We start from the raw sequence: 18,715 nt of genomic DNA on the forward strand, positions 1-18,715 counted from the left end.
CTGGCTCCGCATCCAGGACAGAGGCTCGTCCCGCTCGTGGGACGGATGGTGATCACGGTCGCGGCGCCGTCACAGACGGCGCTCTCCACGTCAAACCCGCGAGGGACCAGGGCCGACGGACGTAGGGCTCGCTGCATCATGTTGATTCCTTTGTGAAACCAACGCGAGCCGGCGCTTGACATCAAAAGTGAGTCAGAGCCCCTTTTGGATGCCGCCAGGGGGTCCCAGTCGAACGCCGATTGACACCCGAATAGGGGCGCACGTATTTCGCCGGCATCAGGCGGGCGTCGTGGCCAAGCATTTGCAGCTTGCGACTGAGGTGATGCGCGCCGACGCAGGCCTCCATGCCGATCAAGCACGGCGGCAGGTTGGCGAGCCGCGTTTCCATCTGGCCGCGCGACCACTTCTGCCGCAGCACGATGCCGCCGCGCTGATTCTGACCAATGATGTGGAACGAGTTCTTGCCGATATCGATGCCGATGACGGCGGGCGAAGCGTCGAGTTTCTGAGACATGGCGTGCTCCTTGTATTGGGCGCCCCTTGCCAGCTTCTCATACCGGCAGGGCCGGAGCACGGCCGGACCATTCCATTAGCGGACTTGGAGCCCTCCCTGTCCCTGGCGAAGCCGTTGGACGTCATCGGTCCGGCTTGCAGATCACATTTGAACTATTCCGGTTTGCTCCTGAATCGAGAGGCAGAGCGGGGGGCACTGATGGCACAGTCGTAGTACGTCGTAGTTTGTACCAAGCGCTAAACGAGCCGCGAAGAGCGCTCACGAAGCTCATGAAAGCCGGCCAGGGTAGTGGCGGCAACTGGCGAACAAGAAAGCCCCGCCGAAGCGGGGCTGTTGATGAGATACTGGTGAATGCTAGGCTTTAGCCATGCATTCTTTGACATACGCCCGTTTCTTGGACAGATGGAGCCCCTGCGCAGAAGCCTCCTTTTTACAAGCCTTCTGCCTCGTTAGCCACTCGGGGTTCTGTGTCGCGCTCCCTGCAAGCGCGGGTGTGGCGATGGTTGCTGCCAGCGCAGCGGCGGTAATAATGGCAATGTAATTCATAAAATCTCCGGAAGTGTGATGCACCAGGACTATGTTAGGTTCGCTGATCACGAAGGCAATGTGGAGGGCGCTCAAAATACCATCAAAGCGGTCCGGTTTTTGAGTAGGAAGGAGGCAGTGTGACGAAGAACCATGCAACGGCTCGCTTCCGTTCTGATTGCGGCCAACCGGGCTCGTCCCGATTTATCGTCTTTTTGAACATTACTTTTTGAAGTAGCGATCATCTCCTCAAGCATCACGTATCCAGTCACGTAATGCTTACGCCGACTCCGATCAAGACGAATGCAACCCACACCCATAAGGGTGTTGTCTCCCGCTGCTGTTTCATGCTCGCCCCAAACTAGTTCGCGGCACTCAAGGTCGGGATCTGGCCCGACGCCGAAGAGCGCTTCAGCCGCCGTGGTGTCCGCTATCGCAGCGATTGTGTTGCAAAACTCCGGTTGAGACGACTCGCGAACCGTGATTCCGTTGGTTTGAGGCGGCATTTGCGGGAGCAGCGGATGTTAGGTCGGCAGGAGAGCGGTCAGGGCCAGTTCTTTTACTCCTTTGATCTCGACAAGGGATTGCCGGTTGATCACCTGGTACGGCAAATCGACGGTTTTCTGGACCTGAGTTGGGTGCACAACGAGCTCGCTCCATTCCTACTCCCACACTGGCCGGCCTTCGATTGATCCGGTGCTCATGATCCGGATGCTGGTCTTGGGCTACGTATTTGCACTTCGTTCCGAGCGTCGGCTCTGCGCCGAGGTCCAGGTCAATCTGGCTTATAGATGGTTTTGCAAGCTCGGCATCGAGGATCATATCCCTGATCACTCGGTGTTTTGCCGGGCGCGGCGCGAACGCTTCCGTGAGAGCGATGCCTTACGCCGGGTTTTTGAACGTGTAGTGGCGCTGTGTATTTCGGCGGGGCTGGTCGGAGGCGAAGCGTTCTCAGTCGATGCGAGCCTGATCAAGGCTGATGTGAACAAGACTAGGCGACTTCCCGGCGACCAGCCTATTACCTGGCCAAAGGCGGAGGAAGCATCCCATGCGGTGCGCGAGTACATCGCAGCGCTTGACGCCACCAATAGCGATAAGGACGGCGATGAGGACGGCGGCGCACGAACATGCCGTTGCGGCAGTGGGCACGCGCCTATTTGGCGGATCGTCAGGTGGCCCCTCGGAGTTTAACGCATCCACACATTGATTGATTGTGGCCAATCGCAAGCTACTCTCTGTTGGGTTTTGGGAGAAGGTATGTCGAAACAGCCACGTTTAATCTCTGCGGAAGCAGCGGCTCAGTTAGTATTTTGCAGGGACAGGCTGCCTCTGAGTCAGATGGTCATCGACATATCAGTGGGACCGGCGGCCAGTTGCAGTTCATTCGTGGAGGCTATGCGTCAAATGGGGGAAAATCGTTTATTTGTCTTTCGTATACTTATGAAAATAAAAGTGTGAAGAGGAGCCGCATTGGGGATGATGTCGGGCAACGTCGTAATCGAGCCTCGCTCTGATGTAATGTATGTCGTGACCGAATATGGAATGGTGAATCTTAAGGGGAAATCTGTTGCGGATCGTGCGAAGGCGATGATCTCGATCGCACACCCCGAGTATCGCCAGCAGCTTGAGCGGGAAGCGCGCGAAAACCGGTTGATGCCGCGTCATTATTTCTAGTGGCACTTGTTTGAGAACAGGTCATTTCCGCTGTTGGCCGATTCTGTTGAAAAGTCAGCTGTTGCGGCGCAGATGGATCAGTGATTCAGTCTGTCTAGTTGGCAGGACTGAAGATCATGATGAGGCATCGGCAAGTCGAGCCGCTTTGTTCTATGAGTTCTCACTCGAGAAGCATATTCCCGCCGATCGTCTGCTCAGGTCGATCGACAGGTTTGTTGAGCTCGGAGGCCGACCGCGTTGCGGAGACTTGCATAACCGGTTTGGTTAAAAGATTGCTGCACATGAAAACCGAGACCCAACTTATATTCAACGACCTCGTCGGCCAGCGCTAGAAGCGAAGGTGGCACCGCAACGCTCAGCAATTTTGCTGTCTTCTGATTGATCACCAACACGAACTTGCTGGCCTGCAGAATGGGCAGGTCACCGGGCCTGGCTCCCTTTAATATCTTTCCCGCATACGAGCCCGCGTTGCGCCATCCCTCTGTAGGGTCGGTCGAGTATGACATGAGGAGACCGGCACGTCCCCATTCGGGGTAAGGACCGAATGCGGGCTTTCCTGATGCCGGTCATCACCATCGCCATTTTGCTGAACAGTAGCGGTTCGCCAGAGATGTAGATCGCGCTGACTTCATCATTGAGAGCTCCCGCGAAAGAGCCTTGCAAATCACTCGAACTTTTTACGTCGTAGAAAGTGATTTCAAAACCAGCTTTATCGGCAATCTTTTGCAGGGCCTCCCTTTCCTTTGTCAGCAAAGGCCCGGTAGAGGGACCTACAATGCCCAGTCGTTTCAGGTCGGGAACCAATTCTCTGAAAAATCCCAGACGTTTCTGCGCCATTGTCTCTTCGCCGCCGACTGCATTCATAATGTTGCCGGTAATCATTCCCCCGGGATGCGCATAGCTATGCGCTAAACCTAAGGCAATCGGATCGGCCGCAACGGCGGTGAATACTATTGGGAGGTCCGGATAGAATTTCCGGGTCGCGCCTATTCCCATCGCTGCTATCACCATGACGCGCGGCTTGAGCGAGGCCACACGAGCGGTTCGACGCGGCTGAAATCGCCTTCGAGAAATCGGGCTTCAAAGGAATAACCGGTCCCCTCGACCAGCCCCTCATCTGCAAGTCCCAGACGAAGCGCAGTTAATTGAATCTTCGCGAGGTCGGTATTTTCTTTGATGGGCGCGAGTAGACCAATCCGGGGACGATTGGCTTTCGATTGCGCTTGGGCGGACCGAGCCAGTCCAGCCAGTGCCATTACAGCCAATCTGACAAATTGCCTGCGGCGCATGGCCCCCCAAAAAGGCGACAACGCCTGCCCCTGTAGCCCGAGCTGCCGTGTCGGGGTGGCGAGCCTAGCAAGCTTGCCAAAGCAAAGCGGCTTCCGCAATGGGTGACAACCGGTTCAGCCCTGACAGGCGACGAGACACGTCTTCGACCTTCAGCTGAGGGTCGATAGGGCCTCGGTTCAATACGGGGCTGCAAACTTCCACTCTACTTGAAAATAGCGGACGTCCTCGGCTTCGGGCGGCGAGTCCATTCAGACGGATGAAGCCTAGACAAACGTGGAAAGTAACGGCTAGTCATTCGCATGGGGTGGGTTCCAAATGGCTGCGACGGGCAGATGTCAGGCTGCGGCCTAGGGCCGGCGCTCAGGTCGACTTACAACCGCTTTCGGAGCGCAGCGGCCGATGGCTGAGGGCGAACTTGTTTCGCTTCCCCGGCGCGGTGTGGTCGCGGAAGCGAGGCTGTGTGGAGCTGTCAGAGGGCGACGTGATCGCGCTGCATCTTGTTGTCGAGCGGATCACGGAAGCCGGGCTGAAGGTGCGGCTGTCCGGCCGCCTTCGCGGCTGGGACGGCGCATCGCCTGTTTGGTCTTTGCTGGTGCGCAAGCGTTGAGCCGATCGGGCTGGAAAGCGTCTGGATCGCGAGAAGCTTGGCCACGCCATATGGCGGCGGTGGTGGCGCTCAGTTTCGACCTGAACAAGGAAACAGCGCTCGCAATGACGAGGCGCGCGGCGCCTGTTGCAACGAGATGATGTTCGCCTGATGCCTCAGAAGGTGGTCAAAGAAGGCGGCGAGATCGGCGAGTTCGAAGCCATGCTCGAGAGGAATGAACGCTGAGCGGCCGGACTGGATGCGGACTGATCCGTTTGCTGTCAATCCGGCAGTCAAAAAGCTTGCTGGCGCGATCCGATTGCTGGATGCCACGCGGCGGTCGCCAGTTATCTAGCCGGTCGCCCTAGTCATCTTCTTGTAGATCCACTTGCGACCATCGTAGCGCCGCAGCACCTTCCCCCTCACTAGGCGACCCGTGATGGTTCGCCGCGGGAATAGAACGTCGACGACGTGCCATTCGTGGACCCAAGGGGCCAGAGGTTTGAGCGACAGGAGCATGTGATGGGTTTCGGTTCTTTGTGCCACGCCGCGTCCTCCCGTGAGGGGGCCGCCGGGAAACAGCACGAACAGTGCAAGCCGGCGGCCCGGTCGGCCATTTCGAGTTGTGTCCGCTGTGCTTCCGAGCGGCATCCGTTGTGCGACGGCGCGATCCTCTCTCACGAGTTCGTGCCCGTCTATTCGAGAATGGAATTAAGCTAACCGGTCAACCTTAACGCGGCTTGGAAGGTGCGGGATGAGTAACAATGGCAATGGCGTCGCTCGGATCTGCGCGAGCGTTGGCTTCGAGATCGTCGACATAGCTAGCGCGGTGCGGGCGGGACAAACGGCTGCGCGTGTCAGTTTGCAACGCATCCACGCGGAGCTGGTGGGCACATCTGTGACAATCCTGCGCGTCTTCGTCGAGACCGAGAACACAGAGGCGAAAATCGATGCGTTCACCTTGTGGGCGTTCACGACGTGATCACAGCCAAGCCTGAATGGCCGTCCGCCGGTTGAAGTGGCTGGAGGCGCTATGCTCTTCTCAGGGCGTTCGATTATCAGTCCGTACATCGTTCATTTGCTGGAGGACAAAGCGCGCGACACGCGACACTTCGATCACCTGATGCAAATCATGCCGGACGAACTCGCCGGCATGATCTGCAGCCTCACAGACCTTTTCGGCATTGACGTAGGTAGCATTGCGCGCAGGCACGGGGTCGAGCAAGGATTTGTCGTGTTGCCGCCGGCTGGTCTGATCGGAGGCAGGAGACCGTCGCATTCACGATCAGCAGCATTGACGACGCCTCCGGCGCCCTTCGCGTTGGCGAAGAACTTGGACGATTACCAATCTCCTGGCGTCACCTCCGCGGAGAATTTTCAAAGGCTTCGGCGGCCCTTTTAGCGTCACCCCAGAGACGATCGAGAACGTCGCTGAAACGATCCTGGAGCTTCAGCGCCAGCAGCGTCCTGAGGTGGCGGCGCATACTCGATCAGCGGCCTGGTGGAACTCGTGGCGGTCACCAGGGATGGTATCAGCGCAAAGATCCTAAAGCGGTGGCAGGAGGATCAACTTGGCGACGATCCAGCCGTCGCCGATGGATTGGGCTGCATGGCGAGCACGAACGAAACAAAAGCAGACCACCAGCGCGCTTGTGGCGTCCGGCGTTGATCTGGACGGCCTCAGCCGCCTCCAGCGCGAACGCATGGAGGGAAAGGCCCGCAAAGGCACACTGCGCGCGGTCTAACCTGCATGTAGCAACGCGTTTAATGCTTGTTCCAGTCGCGGCCGCCGAAGGCAGCAAAAATGCCGGCGAAGCAAAACAGCGCAGCGATCAGGACAACGACGGCGGTGAGGATAAGCATGCGATCGCTCCTGCAGAAAGAAGCCGCCCGGTCAATCTGGCGAAACGACCGAGCGGCAAAGGCTGTAAGGTGGACGCGTTCGAGAGCGCATTCCCGAAGGGGGCGGACCATCGGTCAGGATTGTGTTGAGAGCAATCGACGGCTGTCATTAAGATTTACGGGAAACCTTAACGGGCAGACTCTCGCCTCAGTGACGCGAAGAGCCAACAGGCTGTTCGGGCGAACCCACACCTGATCCTGGCGAACCGATCGGCAAGCCGTTCTCGCTCGTTCCGGCTCCCTGATTGCGTTCAGCTTGACACTCGGTGGCAGCTGCGACAAACCTGCTTAACGTAAGTTCTGGGCTCCTCGGCGCTCGTGTGACTACAATCATCCGTTGTCGATTGTAGCCATTCTTGGAGCGCACATGATTACGGCCGCCCAATGCAAGGACATCGCCAGGCAGTACAAGGCACTTGCCTCAGCCGCCCAACACTTCCGAAGACCAAGCTTTTTTGTTGAGGAATGTCGCCAAGAGCTTTGCGGGCCTAGCTGGTCAATCGGACCGGCTTGGTTCTCTGGTGAGAGACGAAAAGCCTCCGAGGCTCTCCCGGATCGCGTAGCGATTTTCGATTAGTGGGATGCAACCTGGTCGGCAGTCAGAATTTTATCTTGCTCCGCCCGGGCAAGTGCCTTTGCCTGCTCCTCTGCGGTCGAGCTGTCTAAGATCTCGGATGAGTATTCAGAGTCAAATAAAACGAGAGCTTCGCGAGTTCCGCCGGATCCAGCAAATCTCCGCGAGCGAAGCCGAACGTGTTCTGTGGACGTGGAGCGAATTGGCCTTTTGAAGGCCGCCGAGTATTGTCGCCGTGCCGCGGATGAGCGGTCTAGCTCAAAGAACCATGTGCTCGGGCTTAGTTCGCCCGTCGGCCTGGCACTGCCAGAGAAGCTAATTCAGATTCAGGTCTTCGCGTTCTTGGCCCGCTGCTATGGGGCAAGCCTGACCGAAAGTTGAGTCAAATACTGCAATGCGCTCCCTGGAAGAGGGTGGCATCGCCCCGGACGTCGCGGCTTCGACGCTGCCAAGCTAACGGAGGCCGCTTCGTACCACCGCCAGCGGTTGAAGACGCGGTCTAAAGGGGAGGGCGCCGGCTCCGATCGGGCTGGTGGACCGTGCTTGACCCGGCACGGATGCTTTCCATCTGACGCGGCCGCCCTTCTCGTCATTGGCGGACGAGCTGGGACCGCATACCGGCCAGCATCGTGTGGCAAGGTGCCGCCAGATCAGGTTCATCCGGACTAGCATGTTGCATTCCCCGTCTTCGATGCGGGCACCTTCGGCCCCCTCTGTTTCAGGGAAGTTCCGCCGGGGCGGGGAAATAGCTTCGTGCAAGGCTGCGATACGCGGGTTCAGCGACTCGGCCGTCGGGCACATTGCCTCCTCGAGCCGACCCGGGACAGGGGCCGTTCGGCCCTGCCGACTTCTCTTGCGGCCTGCGCAGGTGCGTGCTTCATGAGCCCGCTCTCGGCGGCGGCGCCGAAGCGCTCGGCTCCCGTGCCTTGGATCAGGTGCGGACCTCCTAGGCACGGGGGCCGGATTAGCGCTGAAGAACCAGCATAGCGGGTACACTGCTCCGGCTTGCAACGTTGCTTTGGGCTAGCCGTCACGGAAGGGAATGCCAAAGTTGTCACAAGCGAGAGCGAATGACTCCTTGGCCTTCGTATCTTCGAAGCAGAAACGAGTTCCGACCTCCGCGCGATCGATCCACCAATCGACGTTTGTACCTTTCGCGATGCGGGAGGCTTCCCCGCGTAACAGGTCCAGTTGTTTTCCGGCAGCACGAACGATCAGGCAATATTCTTTGGGCAAAATACCGTCCTCCAATGACAATCAGAACACGCGATTGATCGATACAAAAATGGAAAACTTGCGGTGGGGTCGGTTGATCGTGGCGCTAAGGAACTTGAACACCGCGAAGGAGACAGCAGGGGGCTGCCGCGGCCCGCACAGTCCAGAATTCCGGGTGACAAGGTCTATGGGAATACAGGTAACGCCTGTGGACATCCAGCAATTCTGGCTCGCAATAGGTCCTGTTCACAGCCGGCAGAAGGGCCTTCACCCCAGCCTAGAAGAGCGCTGCAGTTCACGCCGGCGGGGCTTTCGGTTTTTGATTAGCTGCAGCACGAGCGGCGCCCTTCAAGGCCGCTTCGATGGTCTCGAGCCTCCTGCCTTTTCGGGATCTTCCGCTTTGCTGCTTAGGAGCGGATGATCGGGACACTCTCGTAACTAGCCGCAGGTCGCTGCCGCAACTGGCGCATTCATAACGCTTCAGTTCGTAGCCTTTGGTCACGGGGAAAACAGCTTTGAGCAGTCGAGCTTGGCTACAAACGGTGCATCCGGCTTGGCCGTTCACGATCGCCCCCCTTTGGCTTTAGTGATCGAAGTGAGAACTGAGTCGTGGTTCCAGAGCAATAGCGGCTCATGCTGGCAGGCCTATTTTCGACTCGTCAGGCCGGTAGTTGCCCGGAGATGTAAACGCCGATCCATGGATTTACCGTCCTCACCTTTGGGCGGTCTGGTAATGGCGCGCGGTGTTGACAAGGACAAGGCACCAACCCTCATCTGCAGCAGATGTCAGCGGCCAATGGAGTTTCTCGCGTTGCTGCCCGCAATTGCAAACCTACCCGCCGCCTACGCCTACAGGTGCATGCCCTGCGTGAGAGTTGAAACTATCGTTCTAGGTTGAGGGAAGGCGCCGCCAGAGGATTAGAATTCGGGCGGCTGGCCGACGTTCGAGGTGGCAAATTGAGGCTGCTTGCGCTGCTGAACACGGTCTGATCTCAAAACTCGCTTGTTACATCTGCAGCTTCTGGCTTGTAAGGCTATGGCTGTCGATCGTCGATGACGGCCAGGACGCCGTCGACGAAAGCCTGGATTCGGCGTGAGACTTGAAACTCGCTGTGTATCGGGCAAACAACAAGATTAGTTCGGCCATGACTGCGGCTGCCACCCACCTCACAGGAGCTTTGAACCGCCAAGCACCTTCTGCTAAGGACTAGCAGATCTCTCATGAGACCGAAGCAAATCTTCCAAGCTGCTGGACACCAGATGGGAACGGCCACCGACGATCGAAAATGGCATTCGGTGAACATCGCGGGCTCAGGCCGAAATCACCGGTTGGACGGCTTACGCGGCTACGCGGCCCTCGCGGTCGCGGTGTTCCATACGATCCTCAGCATCGACGAAAGCTTAGTGAACCGTATTGTTTACGGTAACGCTGCAAACTTCCACGATTCCTATAGTTGGTTTGCCAAAGTCACTCTGAAGCTCTTTAGCGGGGAAACCGCAGTCTTCATTTTTTTTGTTCTAAGTGGCGCTGTGCTATCACGAAGCTTGATCCAGGTTCGATCGCCTTTTTTTCTTCAGGCGAGCGATTTTACCGTGAAGCGTGCTTTCCGGATTTTTCCTGCTCTGCTTTTGAATTTGTTGGTTATGGCCGCATGTCTTGCTGCAGTAGGCAAGCCCGTCACCGCTGGCGATTTCGTTGTGAACGCACTGCTGTTGAAATTCCCGATCAACGGAGCCACTTGGACCCTGAACGTGGAAATGATCGCGGTCCTGTTCATTCTTGCGGCATATGCGGGCTGGTGCTTAGCCCGGGAATGGGGGCTAATCGTCGCGAGCATTGCTCTCGACATACTCCTGCAATTTTCGATTTCTAAGTCGCTCGTCCCCCTCTTCCGGGATCAATGGACGCTGTTCGCACTGGGAATGTTAATTCCCACGGGCGTCGGATGGTGGATCACCCGGCGGATGCCGCTTGCTTCGGCGCCCCTTGTTCTGCTCGTAGCAATTGCGCTGAAGGGAACGATACAGCCCGTCGCAATCGCTATCTTTGTCGCTCTACTTTACTACAACCGCGCAGGTAAACTCGGTGCCTTCCTTGAAAAGCCATTCTCAAGGTATCTCGGGCGAATAAGCTACAGCTTCTATCTTTATAACCCGGTTGTACTCTGTCTCATCGCGGAGTATCCGGCGCGGTGGCCGCTAGCACACTCACACCCGATTGAAATAGGCCTTCTGGTGGCGTTTCCAGTCGTATTGGCCACGATGTGTCTAGCTCATGCTTCCACCCGCTATGTCGAGCAACCAGCAATTGCTCTGGGACGGTCTTTAGCTCTGCGCATCGGAGTTGGGCACCACAGTAACTTGGCGACTCCGTCGGCAGTCGCCGCACCAAACGCTTCGCACTCGCTCGAACGCGAAGCAGTCTGGTGAGGAATATCGCCCTGGCCAGGGATGCTGCAGCAGGTCGTGGTGCATCATCGGACCAGATTCCCACCAAGCACTGGCCAAGACAAAACCGCGCCCGGGGCCGCGCCCGCGTTGGTTACGGCCTGTGCCTGTCAGCCCACAGGTTTCCGCTACAAGAACTCCGGGTTTATTGCGAAAGGATCGCTCGTCATCCCAGACGGCCCCTGGGGTGTCACGGCGTCGAAATCGACAGCGCTGGGCTCCGTCATAACGCCGCTGCCAAACTGGCGGCCTCAATTGGGAATGCTGCGGCAATGGCTCTTTTGTAGATCGCGACCATGCCGTCTGCGGAGGCTAATGCCAATCGTGGCCAGTACGAGGCCCTGAACTGATGCGGCAGCCCTGGCCAACGGGACCGGTTTCTTAAGCCCGGTTAATAACCTGGCTGCCCATTTGACGCGCAAGTGTGGCGATCAGGTTACAGCCTACGGTTGGGATCCTGAGTATAAAGGTGATCGGAATCGCGAAGTGGGCGCTATTGCCTGGCCTAAACGCTTGGACAATACGGAAGCGGACTGGGAGAAAGTACATGAAGAAGATTTTATTTGGAGCGATCGGCGCAGTGGCGCTCAGCATGTCTGCGCCCGCGAGCGCTGCGGATCTGGCGGCTCGTCCCTACACTAAGGCGGCCCCGATGGTTGCGCCAATCTACGATTGGACCGGCTTCTACATCGGTGCCAACGGCGGATGGGGCCAAAGCCGCAGTTGCGTGGATTTCGTCACTGCCGTGGGGACCGTCGCGAGCGGCTGCGGTGATCGTTCCGGAGGCCTTGCCGGTGGGCAAATTGGCTACCGCTGGCAAACCAATCAGTTTGTGTTTGGTTTGGAAGCGCAAGGGGATTGGGCTGACATCAAGAACACGCGCGTGAGCCTGTTCGATCCGACAATCTCGACGACGGCAAAGACCGACGCTATCGGTCTTTTCACTGGTCAACTCGGTTGGGCCTGGAATTCGGCGCTGCTTTATGTCAAGGGCGGTGCGGCTGTCACCAGCAATCGGTTGACGGTATTCGACAATACCACCGGAATCGGCCTGGTCGCAGCAGACAGCACCCGTTGGGGTGGGACCCTCGGCGTCGGCTTTGAGTATGGTTTCACGCCCAACTGGTCGCTCGGTGTTGAATACGACCATTTGTGGATGGGGAACTCAAACAACTCCTTCTCCGTGGCCGATCCGCGGCTTGCACGCTTCCTCAATGACCGGGTGAGCCAGGACGTGGATATGCTGACCGTCCGTCTTAATTATCGGTTCGGCGGCTACGGCGCACCGGTGGCGGCACGATACTAAGCCTCATCGTGCTACTCTTTCTCAAGTAGATTAGGCCGGCAGTGATGCCGGCCTTTTTTGTTGCGGAGAATACCTTCGTAAGATCTCTCAAGCTGGCAGTCGCCGCCCTCAACCGAAAGGTCGCGACCTCTGTGCGTCCGAAGCCACCCTTGATCACCTGATACGACTCTCTGTTTTGCATGCGACCATCCCCAATGGATGCATGAGTGTTGACAGGCGCGCTCCAGACCGGGAGCCTCGCGCTCCTCACAGGCGGAAGGCTCAGATGATCAGGGTGTTGGCGGTCACCGCCATTCTAGTAGTACCCCCGCAAGCTAGGGCCGGAGCAACACTTCTTGGTGCCTGCTCCCAACCGTGCTCGGCGTGGACGAAAAGAACCAAGAGTACCGTCGTCAAAGGCGCATTTGAGTCCTGGGTTGTAGGCTTCATTAGCGCGCTCAATATCAGTGGTGATCGAGAACTTGTCGGCGGTGGCGATTTTACGTCGATCGTCGCTTGGATGGATCGCCGCTGCAAGTCCACTCCTTCAGCCCAGATCGGAGTTGCCACTTTGGATTTAGCGGTGGAATTAGCCGGAAGCGCGGCGAAGCGGCCCTGATCTCAGTCGCGAGAGCTTTCTGGTGAACCAGCGATTCTTTCGCTCCGCTATTTGCCGAGCAAGCACTATCGATGAAATCACAGAGCTCAACAGACGATCTTCTGTTCACTCGTGGCGCGCTCGTCCGAGCGCTTAGCCCCCGCCCTCAGCATGCATCTGCTCGAGCATGAGCAGTTGAATTGTACGGCCAGAACTCCGGATTTTCACCGGCTGGATGGTTCTGTCGAGCAGCCGCAGAAAGCGAGCCAGGCCTCCTGGCTTGGCCCTCCAGTTTCGCCGGCAACGATTTGCTGACCATCAATCTAAAGCTCATGACAACCAGCTTCTTCAATCGAGTGGAAATTCAAGCCTGCTATCCCAGCTAAAAAGGGGAGGGCGTGACATGCTGAAAATATTCGGTGCCATTCTGCTGAATGCCTGTGGGTATACAGGGTGGACAGAGGGGGCGATGCAGCCTGGCAATTTCGGTGCGATCTGGGAAACAGAGCCATGAAGTCGGGGATATCTGCCGAACCTCAGCTCGCAAAGCTTTCCACCCCGCATTGCCAAGCGATTTGCGATGAGATCGGTTACAGGCTGAGGCTTTCGTTGCGGCCGACCTCATCAGATCTGCCGCCGCAAATATCGGCTTTGCTAAGTCGTCTGGTGATGCTCGACCAGGATGCCTCGCCAACCATTCCTGTCGCTGCGAGAATTCATTTGGAGGCAGGCGTCTAGGACGAATGGATGGATAGAAGCACGGCTTCCGGTCGCCCCTAGGTACAACGTCCAGCAGCTCGGCTGCTGCTATGGTTCGATTTTAATTGGGCGATAAACGAGATCTAACGGGATAATCTGGTTCGTTGACGATCTGTTTATCTACTGACGCCGGCGGGTCGTGGCGGTACCAGTAAGGGGCCGCCAGCTGCTCTTTGTAAAGGATCGCCCGGGTCTTCCTAAGGACGGAAGGTTACTGGGCCGGTAGCCGTATTGTTTCGCCGGATTGGCATGTTCCTGAATTCGGAGAGACCTACTTTGACAAATGACATTGCCGCAACATTTTTTCACGAGCTACGGCGCCACGAGGAGCATTCAATGAAAGCCGATACTGATAGCGAGCTTGAGCGCTTAGCAAGTGATATCCGAAAGGGCCAACGCCACGTTCAAGATCAGCAAGTCCTGATTGAGATGCTTGAACGAGACGGCCACGATATGGGCCAGCAGCAAGCTTGCCTCGAGATTGACCGTGCAAGATTGACCTCGATGCTGAAAGAGTACGAGATTCTAACAGCGCGGTACGATGCGGCTAGCCAAGCTGCGAAGCTAACCCGTGCTTAGCCAGTCGACGGACGAAATCGTCCTGCAATCGCAGAGCTTGGGGTGCTTTTGCGTTGGTCTGAGTGCTCTCAAAAACTTAATGATCTCGAAGCGTTTTTAAGGCAGGATCTCTGGCGGGCACATCAATCGATTTCACGTGCACATCTGGAAGGCAAAGCACTGCAGCAGGGCTGGCCTTCTCAAGTTTCCAATTCAGTTATTCTATTTAGCGATGCAAATGTCCCGCGTTTCTGATCCCGAAAAACGCAATTCCCAGCGCGTCGAATTCGCTAGGGGCGTCGACGTGCAGGTGGTGGCAATCGATGGAACGTGGGCTCGTCCTTGCAAGATGACCGATGTCTCCAAGATGGGCGCCAAGCTAACCCTTGGAGGATCCATAGAAGGGCTCGCATTCAAGGAGTTCTTCCTGTTGCTTTCGACGACCGGAACTGCCTATCGCCGATGCGAACTGGCGTGGATCAACGGAGAGCAAGTTGGTGTCCGTTTCATTTCAGGCAAGAGCGGCTCCGGCAAAAATATAATCTAGGGCGACAACAATCACGCGGATCGGCAGGACGCGATGTCTGCAGAAGAGATTTCGCGGCCCTGATGCAGCAGATGGCCGGAGTGCTGGCGCTGCGTGCTCGACATTTCTGTCGCATAAAGAAAGGTGAGAGCAAAAGTCAGGGTGCCCGAGCGACCTGTTGGTGTGTTGGTCTACATGCCGGGACCGGCCGCAGGAACGGGAGGGCCGTCTATTTCTTGCTGTTCAGGAGATCGAGAGCGGTCGGGTCGATCGCCGTGACGCTGTCTTGCAGGAATGCTTTGCCGATCACGGAGGCGCTGGCATAGGTGCTCGCCAACAAAGGGCGCTGGTCTTGCAACCGAGCGAGGATTGCGCGCACGTCACCTCGTGCAAGTTCCCCCAACTCCGGATCGCTCAGAGAGTTGTCGGAGGTTACGCTAAGCAGACGTCTCGGTATAAGTTCTGCGCGATTCTGCCCCGTGAGATAGGACATCCTCAGTGCTTCGGCAATGCGGCGGGGCGCAGCTTTGGCCCTGGCCTCCAGCATGGCAAGCGCCAGCCACATACGTGAATCGTGCGGAGCGAGCACAAGGGCTTCCTTCAGTTGGCGGTCTACCTCGTTGACGTCATTTTTGCCGTTACTGTCGAGTGTCTGAGCTGCCTGAGCCAACGCGTATTCCGACTTCAGATCGGATCGAAACGGCGCAATGGACGCGGCTCGTTCCGATTGCGACAGCAGGTCAGACGATGGGCGCCGAGCCGCGGTTGATTCCGTTGGAGTGGCGCGTACGAACTCTGCCGCAAGATCGGACAGCGCAAAGACTCCAACAACGATCGCGGTCACGGCAACAAAGGATCGGAACTGCCAAATGGCCTTCATGGAAATTCATCTTCCGAGGGAGTGCAGGCGGATGCCTATCCTGATCTTGAAGACGATCGCCTCAAACCGCAAGCATGCTGGCACCCTGTATGCTCAAAAGCGTCAAATTGCCCGTTGCATAGGCGCCGGTATCGATATTCATGCGGTTGGAGCGGATATCCGGTTCGCGAACCGGGGTATGGCCATGAACGATGAACTTGCCGAAGTTGTCTTCACTGTCGAGGAATTCGTTGCGAATCCACAACAAGTCTGATTCCTGCTGCTCTTTGAGCGGTATTCCCGGCCTAACGCCGGCGTGTACGAAGAAAAAATCACCGCACACGAAAGAGGGTCTCAACGCTCTCAAGAATTCCAAATGCTTTTGAGGCATGGTTTCCTTCAGCGCCTCGATCAACTCCGTCTGCTCTGCCGAAGTCGGGTTGAGGGGAGGTCGAATGCCATAGGACATCAGCGTCTGTACCCCGCCAAATTGTCGCCAGGCAGCGTAGCCCGTGGGCTCATTAAGGACTTGCAGGAGGAAGGCCTCGTGATTTCCCTTAAGGAAGACCGTTTCCCGCCTCTGGCTCCGCTCAATCAGCAGATCAAGGGTGAGGTTCGAATACGGCCCACGATCGATGTAGTCTCCAAGGAATACTTCTATCGATCGAGGCGCCGGGCTTCGCGCCAGGTCGGCATCGATCACAGTCAGCATGTCCGCCAACAGATCGGCGCGGCCATGAATATCTCCGAAGGCATAGACGCGGATTCCGTCCGGCAATCGCGGTTTCGGTGCCTTGCGTGATCGTGACAAACCAAACATGAAACAGAGCTTTTCATCCGGCTTCAGCTGCACTTCTTAACATCGCGGGTCAGCACCGACGGAATGGTTAACAAATTAACGCCGAGACCACTCACATTTCGGTTAAAGGCGCAGTCGCCAGCGAGCCGGATCTAAAACGTTGTGCCCTAGATTCCCTTAGAGAAAAAAGGGGAGCCTAGCAAATGCGATCCGTTTCGAGGTGGATTTTTGCAGTCGCAGCCACGCTTGCTGTTGCAGGGGGAGCCAGAACAGCTGTCGCAGGCTTTGTTGGCCTGCCGAGCATGCTTGGAACGGCAGTCAAGCGCATCTCGCTCGGCAACTATACGCTGCCGCCGATCGCCTTCACCCAGTTTTGCCTGCGTTATGCGGACCAATGCAGGACGGAACACGTTCTGTTTCGCGGTGGCCGGGTGCGTTTGACCGAGCAGCGTTGGGACGATCTTCAGGAGATCAACAAAGCCGTCAATTCGGCCATAGTACCCGAAGCAAATACCGAGGGGGTTGCCGGAGAGAAGTGGCTAATCCGGCCCACGAGCGGCGATTGCAACGACTATGCCGTGACCAAGCGAGCAGAGTTGCTCAAACGTGGTTGGCCGGCGCGGGCTTTGCTGTTGAGCGAGGTCGTGACGACGTGGGGGGAGCATCATCTTGTGCTGGTGGTCCGTGCCTCGACTGCAGACCTGGTTTTGGATAATCTAACGCCGCAAATCCGTCCCTGGACGCGCGCACCGTATCGCTGGGTGCGGATGCAGACCTCGAAGAATCCCAACTACTGGGCGTCGCTGGGTAGCCGCAAGGTGTGAGTTGCGAGCGGCAGCCGAAGCGCAGCCCTCAAGGGCCTTCGCGACGGCTTACGCTTTGGGCCAAGCCCAATCCGATAGTTACATCGATGATGACAGCGATGGATGAGTTCAGCAGGGTCGCATCGCAGAACGCCTGTCCGACGGCCACAACCGTGCAGGCGCAGGCTGCGGCGGGATAAAACGAATCCCGGCCGCGCTCCAGTGCGCCGCGGTAAAGGGTGATCGCGAGCCAGCCGGCCGAAATGATGATGACGATAGCAATCGGCCAACCCAATTCGATGACCAAAGCAGATGCTGTTGTTGGTGGCGGAGTGCCACCCGCGCCAAGCTCCTGATAAAGCGGCAGCGTCTTAGCGAAGGTCCCGGCGCCGGTGCCGCGCCAGCCGCTATCCGCCAACATGCGTTGCGCTGCGGACAATGCATCGGCTGACGATGTGCCGGCAAACTGCAAGAAGGGCGACAGCGGCCGAGTTGGATCATAGCGCCAGACGAAGATCATGGCCGCTGCCAGCGTCAGAGTTGCTGCGAGCGTGACGATCGCCCAGCCTCCCAGGCCAATGCGACGGACGATCTGCGCTGAGGCGAATATGGCAATGCCGAAGAAGACGATCAGACCCATATTCAGCGAGGCACTCGCCGCAAGGCCAGCCGCGGAGCACACCAGCCCGACGCCGCTTGCAAGGAAGGCTAGGAGGATTTCGGTAGGCCGTGAGCTGCCTTTCGCGCTCTTGCTCAAACGTTCGAAAGCTCGCGCGCCGCTTGTGACAGCGAACAGGACCCCGAGGGCGCCGAAAGCGCTGAGGAGCGGCGGAGCGTGTTCCGCGCTGACGCCGGGAAGCAGCCCAAAGCTTGCGATCAGTAGTCCGATTGTGGTGAGGCCGGTCGCCCCCGTCAGCACGAACAAGACGAGCTCGGCGCGCCGGCGATCGATCGTGGCGAACAAGCTCACTACGATGAGGGCGATGTTGGCGATATACCAGGCGACAGCGCCCAGGCTTCTGCCCGGATCTAAGCTGATGTGGCCCCAGGCCTGCCGGTCCAGGGCTTGATTTGCATAGGACCAGATCGAGTTAGCACCGATCGGGGTCGGCAGGATCTGCAGGATCATCCAGCCCGCTGGGATGGCGGCGATCAGCTTAAGACCCTTGGTGACCTGGCCCGCGAATTTAACATCTGCCGCCCGCGTGGAAACGCCGATCGATGCAAGCGCTGCGGCTATGAACAAAGCGAGCAGCGACTGCGAGGCTGCATTGTCCTGAATTGCTGTTCCTGCTGCGAAGACGATGCAAATGAGCAGGAGACTGAAAGCTATCGACAAAAGGCTGGCTCAGTTCGATTTAAACATGGCCTGACGATACAGCATAAACTTCGCGTTGCAACGAGGCGAACGGGGTCGAGCAACGGCAGTGCCCCGACTGGCCGATTTCGAATGAGGGTCTCTCAATCGCGAACGCCGATTAACGGCGGGGCTGAGGGTTCGGAGCGGGCTCGCCGCGAAGCGTGCGCAGGCGGGCGGCAATCATGAGGAAGCGTGTTGCGACGCCCCCCAAATAACCAAGCTGCAGGGCGGCTGCGCATGCTGCGGCGAGCGTGACAGACCATGCGAAACCCGAGCCGATAATCATGGCACCGCCAGCCACGATCAACATCTCACAGGCGATCACCGGGAATAAAATGAAGACCCTGAAGCGGGTGCCAAGCACGGCGCCAAAAAGGGTGCTGAAAATCAGGATCATGGCCATGCAGTAACAATCCGCGGTGGCCGTCTAAAATTCAGTT

21 protein-coding genes and 1 pseudogene are annotated in these 18,715 nt (G+C 57.7%); 11 read left to right on the forward strand and 11 right to left on the reverse strand.

What is annotated here, in order from left to right; all coding sequences use genetic code 11:
- Positions 1 to 247: 247 nt before the first annotated feature.
- A pseudogene (locus tag C7G41_RS28575) lies at positions 248 to 514 on the reverse strand (IS110 family transposase); the annotation flags it as partial.
- Positions 515 to 868: 354 nt separating this feature from the next.
- Positions 869 to 1,060, reverse strand: coding sequence for a hypothetical protein (locus tag C7G41_RS28580; protein WP_106945745.1), 192 nt, complete (start codon positions 1,058 to 1,060; stop codon positions 869 to 871).
- 681 nt (positions 1,061 to 1,741) lie between these two features.
- Here C7G41_RS28580 and C7G41_RS39055 point away from each other — a divergent pair.
- The 3 genes from C7G41_RS39055 to C7G41_RS38825 all read left to right on the forward strand — a co-directional run bounded on the left by C7G41_RS39055 (position 1,742) and on the right by C7G41_RS38825 (position 2,713).
- Positions 1,742 to 2,230 (forward strand): transposase, encoded by a 489-nt coding sequence (locus C7G41_RS39055; RefSeq protein ID WP_373681166.1) that lies wholly within the window; start codon positions 1,742 to 1,744, stop codon positions 2,228 to 2,230.
- A 119-nt stretch (positions 2,231 to 2,349) separates the two neighbouring features.
- Positions 2,350 to 2,553 carry an acetyl-CoA hydrolase/transferase C-terminal domain-containing protein gene (locus C7G41_RS39060; protein WP_373681167.1) on the forward strand — a complete coding sequence of 68 codons (204 nt, stop codon included), beginning with the start codon at positions 2,350 to 2,352 and terminating at the stop codon, positions 2,551 to 2,553.
- Entirely contained in the window at positions 2,516 to 2,713 is a 198-nt protein-coding gene (locus C7G41_RS38825) for an acetyl-CoA hydrolase/transferase C-terminal domain-containing protein (RefSeq protein WP_306768059.1), read from the forward strand. The genes C7G41_RS39060 and C7G41_RS38825 overlap by 38 nt, the downstream gene beginning before the upstream one ends.
- Positions 2,714 to 2,907: 194 nt before the next feature.
- On the opposite strand, the gene C7G41_RS38830 is transcribed toward C7G41_RS38825, so the two are convergent.
- A complete protein-coding gene (locus tag C7G41_RS38830; RefSeq protein WP_306768060.1) occupies positions 2,908 to 3,219 on the reverse strand; it encodes an ABC transporter substrate binding protein in 312 nt (103 codons plus the stop codon).
- Positions 3,134 to 3,748 carry an ABC transporter substrate binding protein gene (locus C7G41_RS38835; protein WP_106945655.1) on the reverse strand — a complete coding sequence of 205 codons (615 nt, stop codon included), beginning with the start codon at positions 3,746 to 3,748 and terminating at the stop codon, positions 3,134 to 3,136. Before C7G41_RS38835 ends, C7G41_RS38830 begins: the two co-directional genes overlap by 86 nt.
- 736 nt (positions 3,749 to 4,484) lie before the next feature.
- Between C7G41_RS38835 and C7G41_RS38840 the strand changes: the two genes are divergently transcribed.
- Complete coding sequence (locus tag C7G41_RS38840; RefSeq protein ID WP_283806973.1) at positions 4,485 to 4,610, forward strand: hypothetical protein; 126 nt, start codon at positions 4,485 to 4,487, stop codon at positions 4,608 to 4,610.
- A gap of 69 nt (positions 4,611 to 4,679) precedes the next feature.
- Here the strand turns inward: C7G41_RS38840 and C7G41_RS37050 are convergent, their stop codons facing one another.
- A complete protein-coding gene (locus tag C7G41_RS37050; protein ID WP_146159809.1) occupies positions 4,680 to 4,922 on the reverse strand; it encodes a hypothetical protein in 243 nt (80 codons plus the stop codon).
- A 421-nt stretch (positions 4,923 to 5,343) separates the two neighbouring features.
- Here C7G41_RS37050 and C7G41_RS28610 point away from each other — a divergent pair, with 421 nt between their 5' ends.
- Complete coding sequence (locus C7G41_RS28610) at positions 5,344 to 5,571, forward strand: hypothetical protein (protein ID WP_106945656.1); 228 nt, start codon at positions 5,344 to 5,346, stop codon at positions 5,569 to 5,571.
- A gap of 60 nt (positions 5,572 to 5,631) precedes the next feature.
- On the opposite strand, the gene C7G41_RS37450 is transcribed toward C7G41_RS28610, so the two are convergent.
- Entirely contained in the window at positions 5,632 to 5,814 is a 183-nt protein-coding gene (locus C7G41_RS37450; protein WP_158268039.1) for a hypothetical protein, read from the reverse strand.
- A gap of 346 nt (positions 5,815 to 6,160) precedes the next feature.
- On the opposite strand from C7G41_RS37450, the gene C7G41_RS37455 reads away from it, so the two are divergent.
- Positions 6,161 to 6,334 carry a hypothetical protein gene (locus tag C7G41_RS37455; protein ID WP_158268040.1) on the forward strand — a complete coding sequence of 58 codons (174 nt, stop codon included), beginning with the start codon at positions 6,161 to 6,163 and terminating at the stop codon, positions 6,332 to 6,334.
- 1,754 nt (positions 6,335 to 8,088) lie between these two features.
- On the opposite strand, the gene C7G41_RS28620 is transcribed toward C7G41_RS37455, so the two are convergent.
- Positions 8,089 to 8,301, reverse strand: coding sequence for a hypothetical protein (locus C7G41_RS28620; RefSeq protein WP_106945746.1), 213 nt, complete (start codon positions 8,299 to 8,301; stop codon positions 8,089 to 8,091).
- A 1,200-nt stretch (positions 8,302 to 9,501) separates the two neighbouring features.
- On the opposite strand from C7G41_RS28620, the gene C7G41_RS28625 reads away from it, so the two are divergent.
- From C7G41_RS28625 to C7G41_RS28645, 4 genes are all read left to right on the forward strand, one after another.
- The gene (locus C7G41_RS28625; protein ID WP_106945658.1) at positions 9,502 to 10,710 is read left to right on the forward strand and encodes an acyltransferase; all 1,209 of its coding nucleotides are present in this window, start codon (positions 9,502 to 9,504) and stop codon (positions 10,708 to 10,710) included.
- A 565-nt stretch (positions 10,711 to 11,275) separates the two neighbouring features.
- Positions 11,276 to 12,034, forward strand: a complete 759-nt coding sequence (locus C7G41_RS28630) for an outer membrane protein (RefSeq protein ID WP_106945659.1) — start codon at positions 11,276 to 11,278, stop codon at positions 12,032 to 12,034.
- A gap of 1,672 nt (positions 12,035 to 13,706) precedes the next feature.
- A complete protein-coding gene (locus tag C7G41_RS28640) occupies positions 13,707 to 13,949 on the forward strand; it encodes a hypothetical protein (protein WP_146159811.1) in 243 nt (80 codons plus the stop codon).
- Positions 13,950 to 14,166: 217 nt separating this feature from the next.
- Positions 14,167 to 14,475: a PilZ domain-containing protein gene (locus tag C7G41_RS28645; protein WP_106945748.1), complete on the forward strand. Its 309-nt coding sequence runs from the start codon at positions 14,167 to 14,169 to the stop codon at positions 14,473 to 14,475.
- A 208-nt stretch (positions 14,476 to 14,683) separates the two neighbouring features.
- On the opposite strand, the gene C7G41_RS28650 is transcribed toward C7G41_RS28645, so the two are convergent.
- Together C7G41_RS28650 and C7G41_RS28655 are read right to left on the reverse strand one after the other, a co-directional pair.
- The gene (locus C7G41_RS28650) at positions 14,684 to 15,334 is read right to left on the reverse strand and encodes a hypothetical protein (RefSeq protein ID WP_106945661.1); all 651 of its coding nucleotides are present in this window, start codon (positions 15,332 to 15,334) and stop codon (positions 14,684 to 14,686) included.
- A 61-nt stretch (positions 15,335 to 15,395) separates the two neighbouring features.
- Positions 15,396 to 16,133, reverse strand: coding sequence for a metallophosphoesterase family protein (locus tag C7G41_RS28655; protein WP_106945749.1), 738 nt, complete (start codon positions 16,131 to 16,133; stop codon positions 15,396 to 15,398).
- 182 nt (positions 16,134 to 16,315) lie between these two features.
- Between C7G41_RS28655 and C7G41_RS28660 the strand changes: the two genes are divergently transcribed.
- Positions 16,316 to 16,936 (forward strand): transglutaminase-like cysteine peptidase, encoded by a 621-nt coding sequence (locus tag C7G41_RS28660; RefSeq protein ID WP_106945662.1) that lies wholly within the window; start codon positions 16,316 to 16,318, stop codon positions 16,934 to 16,936.
- Between the two features lie 28 nt (positions 16,937 to 16,964).
- Here C7G41_RS28660 and C7G41_RS28665 read toward each other — a convergent pair whose 3' ends face one another.
- The gene (locus tag C7G41_RS28665) at positions 16,965 to 18,254 is read right to left on the reverse strand and encodes a hypothetical protein (protein ID WP_106945663.1); all 1,290 of its coding nucleotides are present in this window, start codon (positions 18,252 to 18,254) and stop codon (positions 16,965 to 16,967) included.
- A 139-nt stretch (positions 18,255 to 18,393) separates the two neighbouring features.
- Positions 18,394 to 18,678 carry a hypothetical protein gene (locus C7G41_RS28670; RefSeq protein ID WP_106945664.1) on the reverse strand — a complete coding sequence of 95 codons (285 nt, stop codon included), beginning with the start codon at positions 18,676 to 18,678 and terminating at the stop codon, positions 18,394 to 18,396.
- Positions 18,679 to 18,715 lie beyond the last annotated feature (37 nt).

Origin of the sequence: Bradyrhizobium sp. MOS002 (assembly GCF_003020115.1) — a bacterium.
Classification (GTDB): domain Bacteria; phylum Pseudomonadota; class Alphaproteobacteria; order Rhizobiales; family Xanthobacteraceae; genus Bradyrhizobium.

Bases quoted from the DNA above. Each gene is read 5' to 3' on its own strand.
- C7G41_RS28580 (WP_106945745.1), bottom strand. From the start codon at position 1,060: ATGAATTACATTGCCATTATTACCGCCGCTGCGCTGGCAGCAACCATC.
- C7G41_RS39055 (WP_373681166.1), top strand. From the start codon at position 1,742: ATGATCCGGATGCTGGTCTTGGGCTACGTATTTGCACTTCGTTCCGAG.
- C7G41_RS38825 (WP_306768059.1), top strand. From the start codon at position 2,516: ATGATGTCGGGCAACGTCGTAATCGAGCCTCGCTCTGATGTAATGTAT.
- C7G41_RS38830 (WP_306768060.1), bottom strand. From the start codon at position 3,219: ATGTCATACTCGACCGACCCTACAGAGGGATGGCGCAACGCGGGCTCG.
- C7G41_RS28610 (WP_106945656.1), top strand. From the start codon at position 5,344: ATGAGTAACAATGGCAATGGCGTCGCTCGGATCTGCGCGAGCGTTGGC.
- C7G41_RS28625 (WP_106945658.1), top strand. From the start codon at position 9,502: ATGAGACCGAAGCAAATCTTCCAAGCTGCTGGACACCAGATGGGAACG.
- C7G41_RS28630 (WP_106945659.1), top strand. From the start codon at position 11,276: ATGAAGAAGATTTTATTTGGAGCGATCGGCGCAGTGGCGCTCAGCATG.
- C7G41_RS28640 (WP_146159811.1), top strand. From the start codon at position 13,707: ATGAAAGCCGATACTGATAGCGAGCTTGAGCGCTTAGCAAGTGATATC.
- C7G41_RS28645 (WP_106945748.1), top strand. From the start codon at position 14,167: ATGTCCCGCGTTTCTGATCCCGAAAAACGCAATTCCCAGCGCGTCGAA.
- C7G41_RS28650 (WP_106945661.1), bottom strand. From the start codon at position 15,334: ATGAAGGCCATTTGGCAGTTCCGATCCTTTGTTGCCGTGACCGCGATC.
- C7G41_RS28655 (WP_106945749.1), bottom strand. From the start codon at position 16,133: ATGTTTGGTTTGTCACGATCACGCAAGGCACCGAAACCGCGATTGCCG.
- C7G41_RS28660 (WP_106945662.1), top strand. From the start codon at position 16,316: ATGCGATCCGTTTCGAGGTGGATTTTTGCAGTCGCAGCCACGCTTGCT.
- C7G41_RS28670 (WP_106945664.1), bottom strand. From the start codon at position 18,678: ATGGCCATGATCCTGATTTTCAGCACCCTTTTTGGCGCCGTGCTTGGC.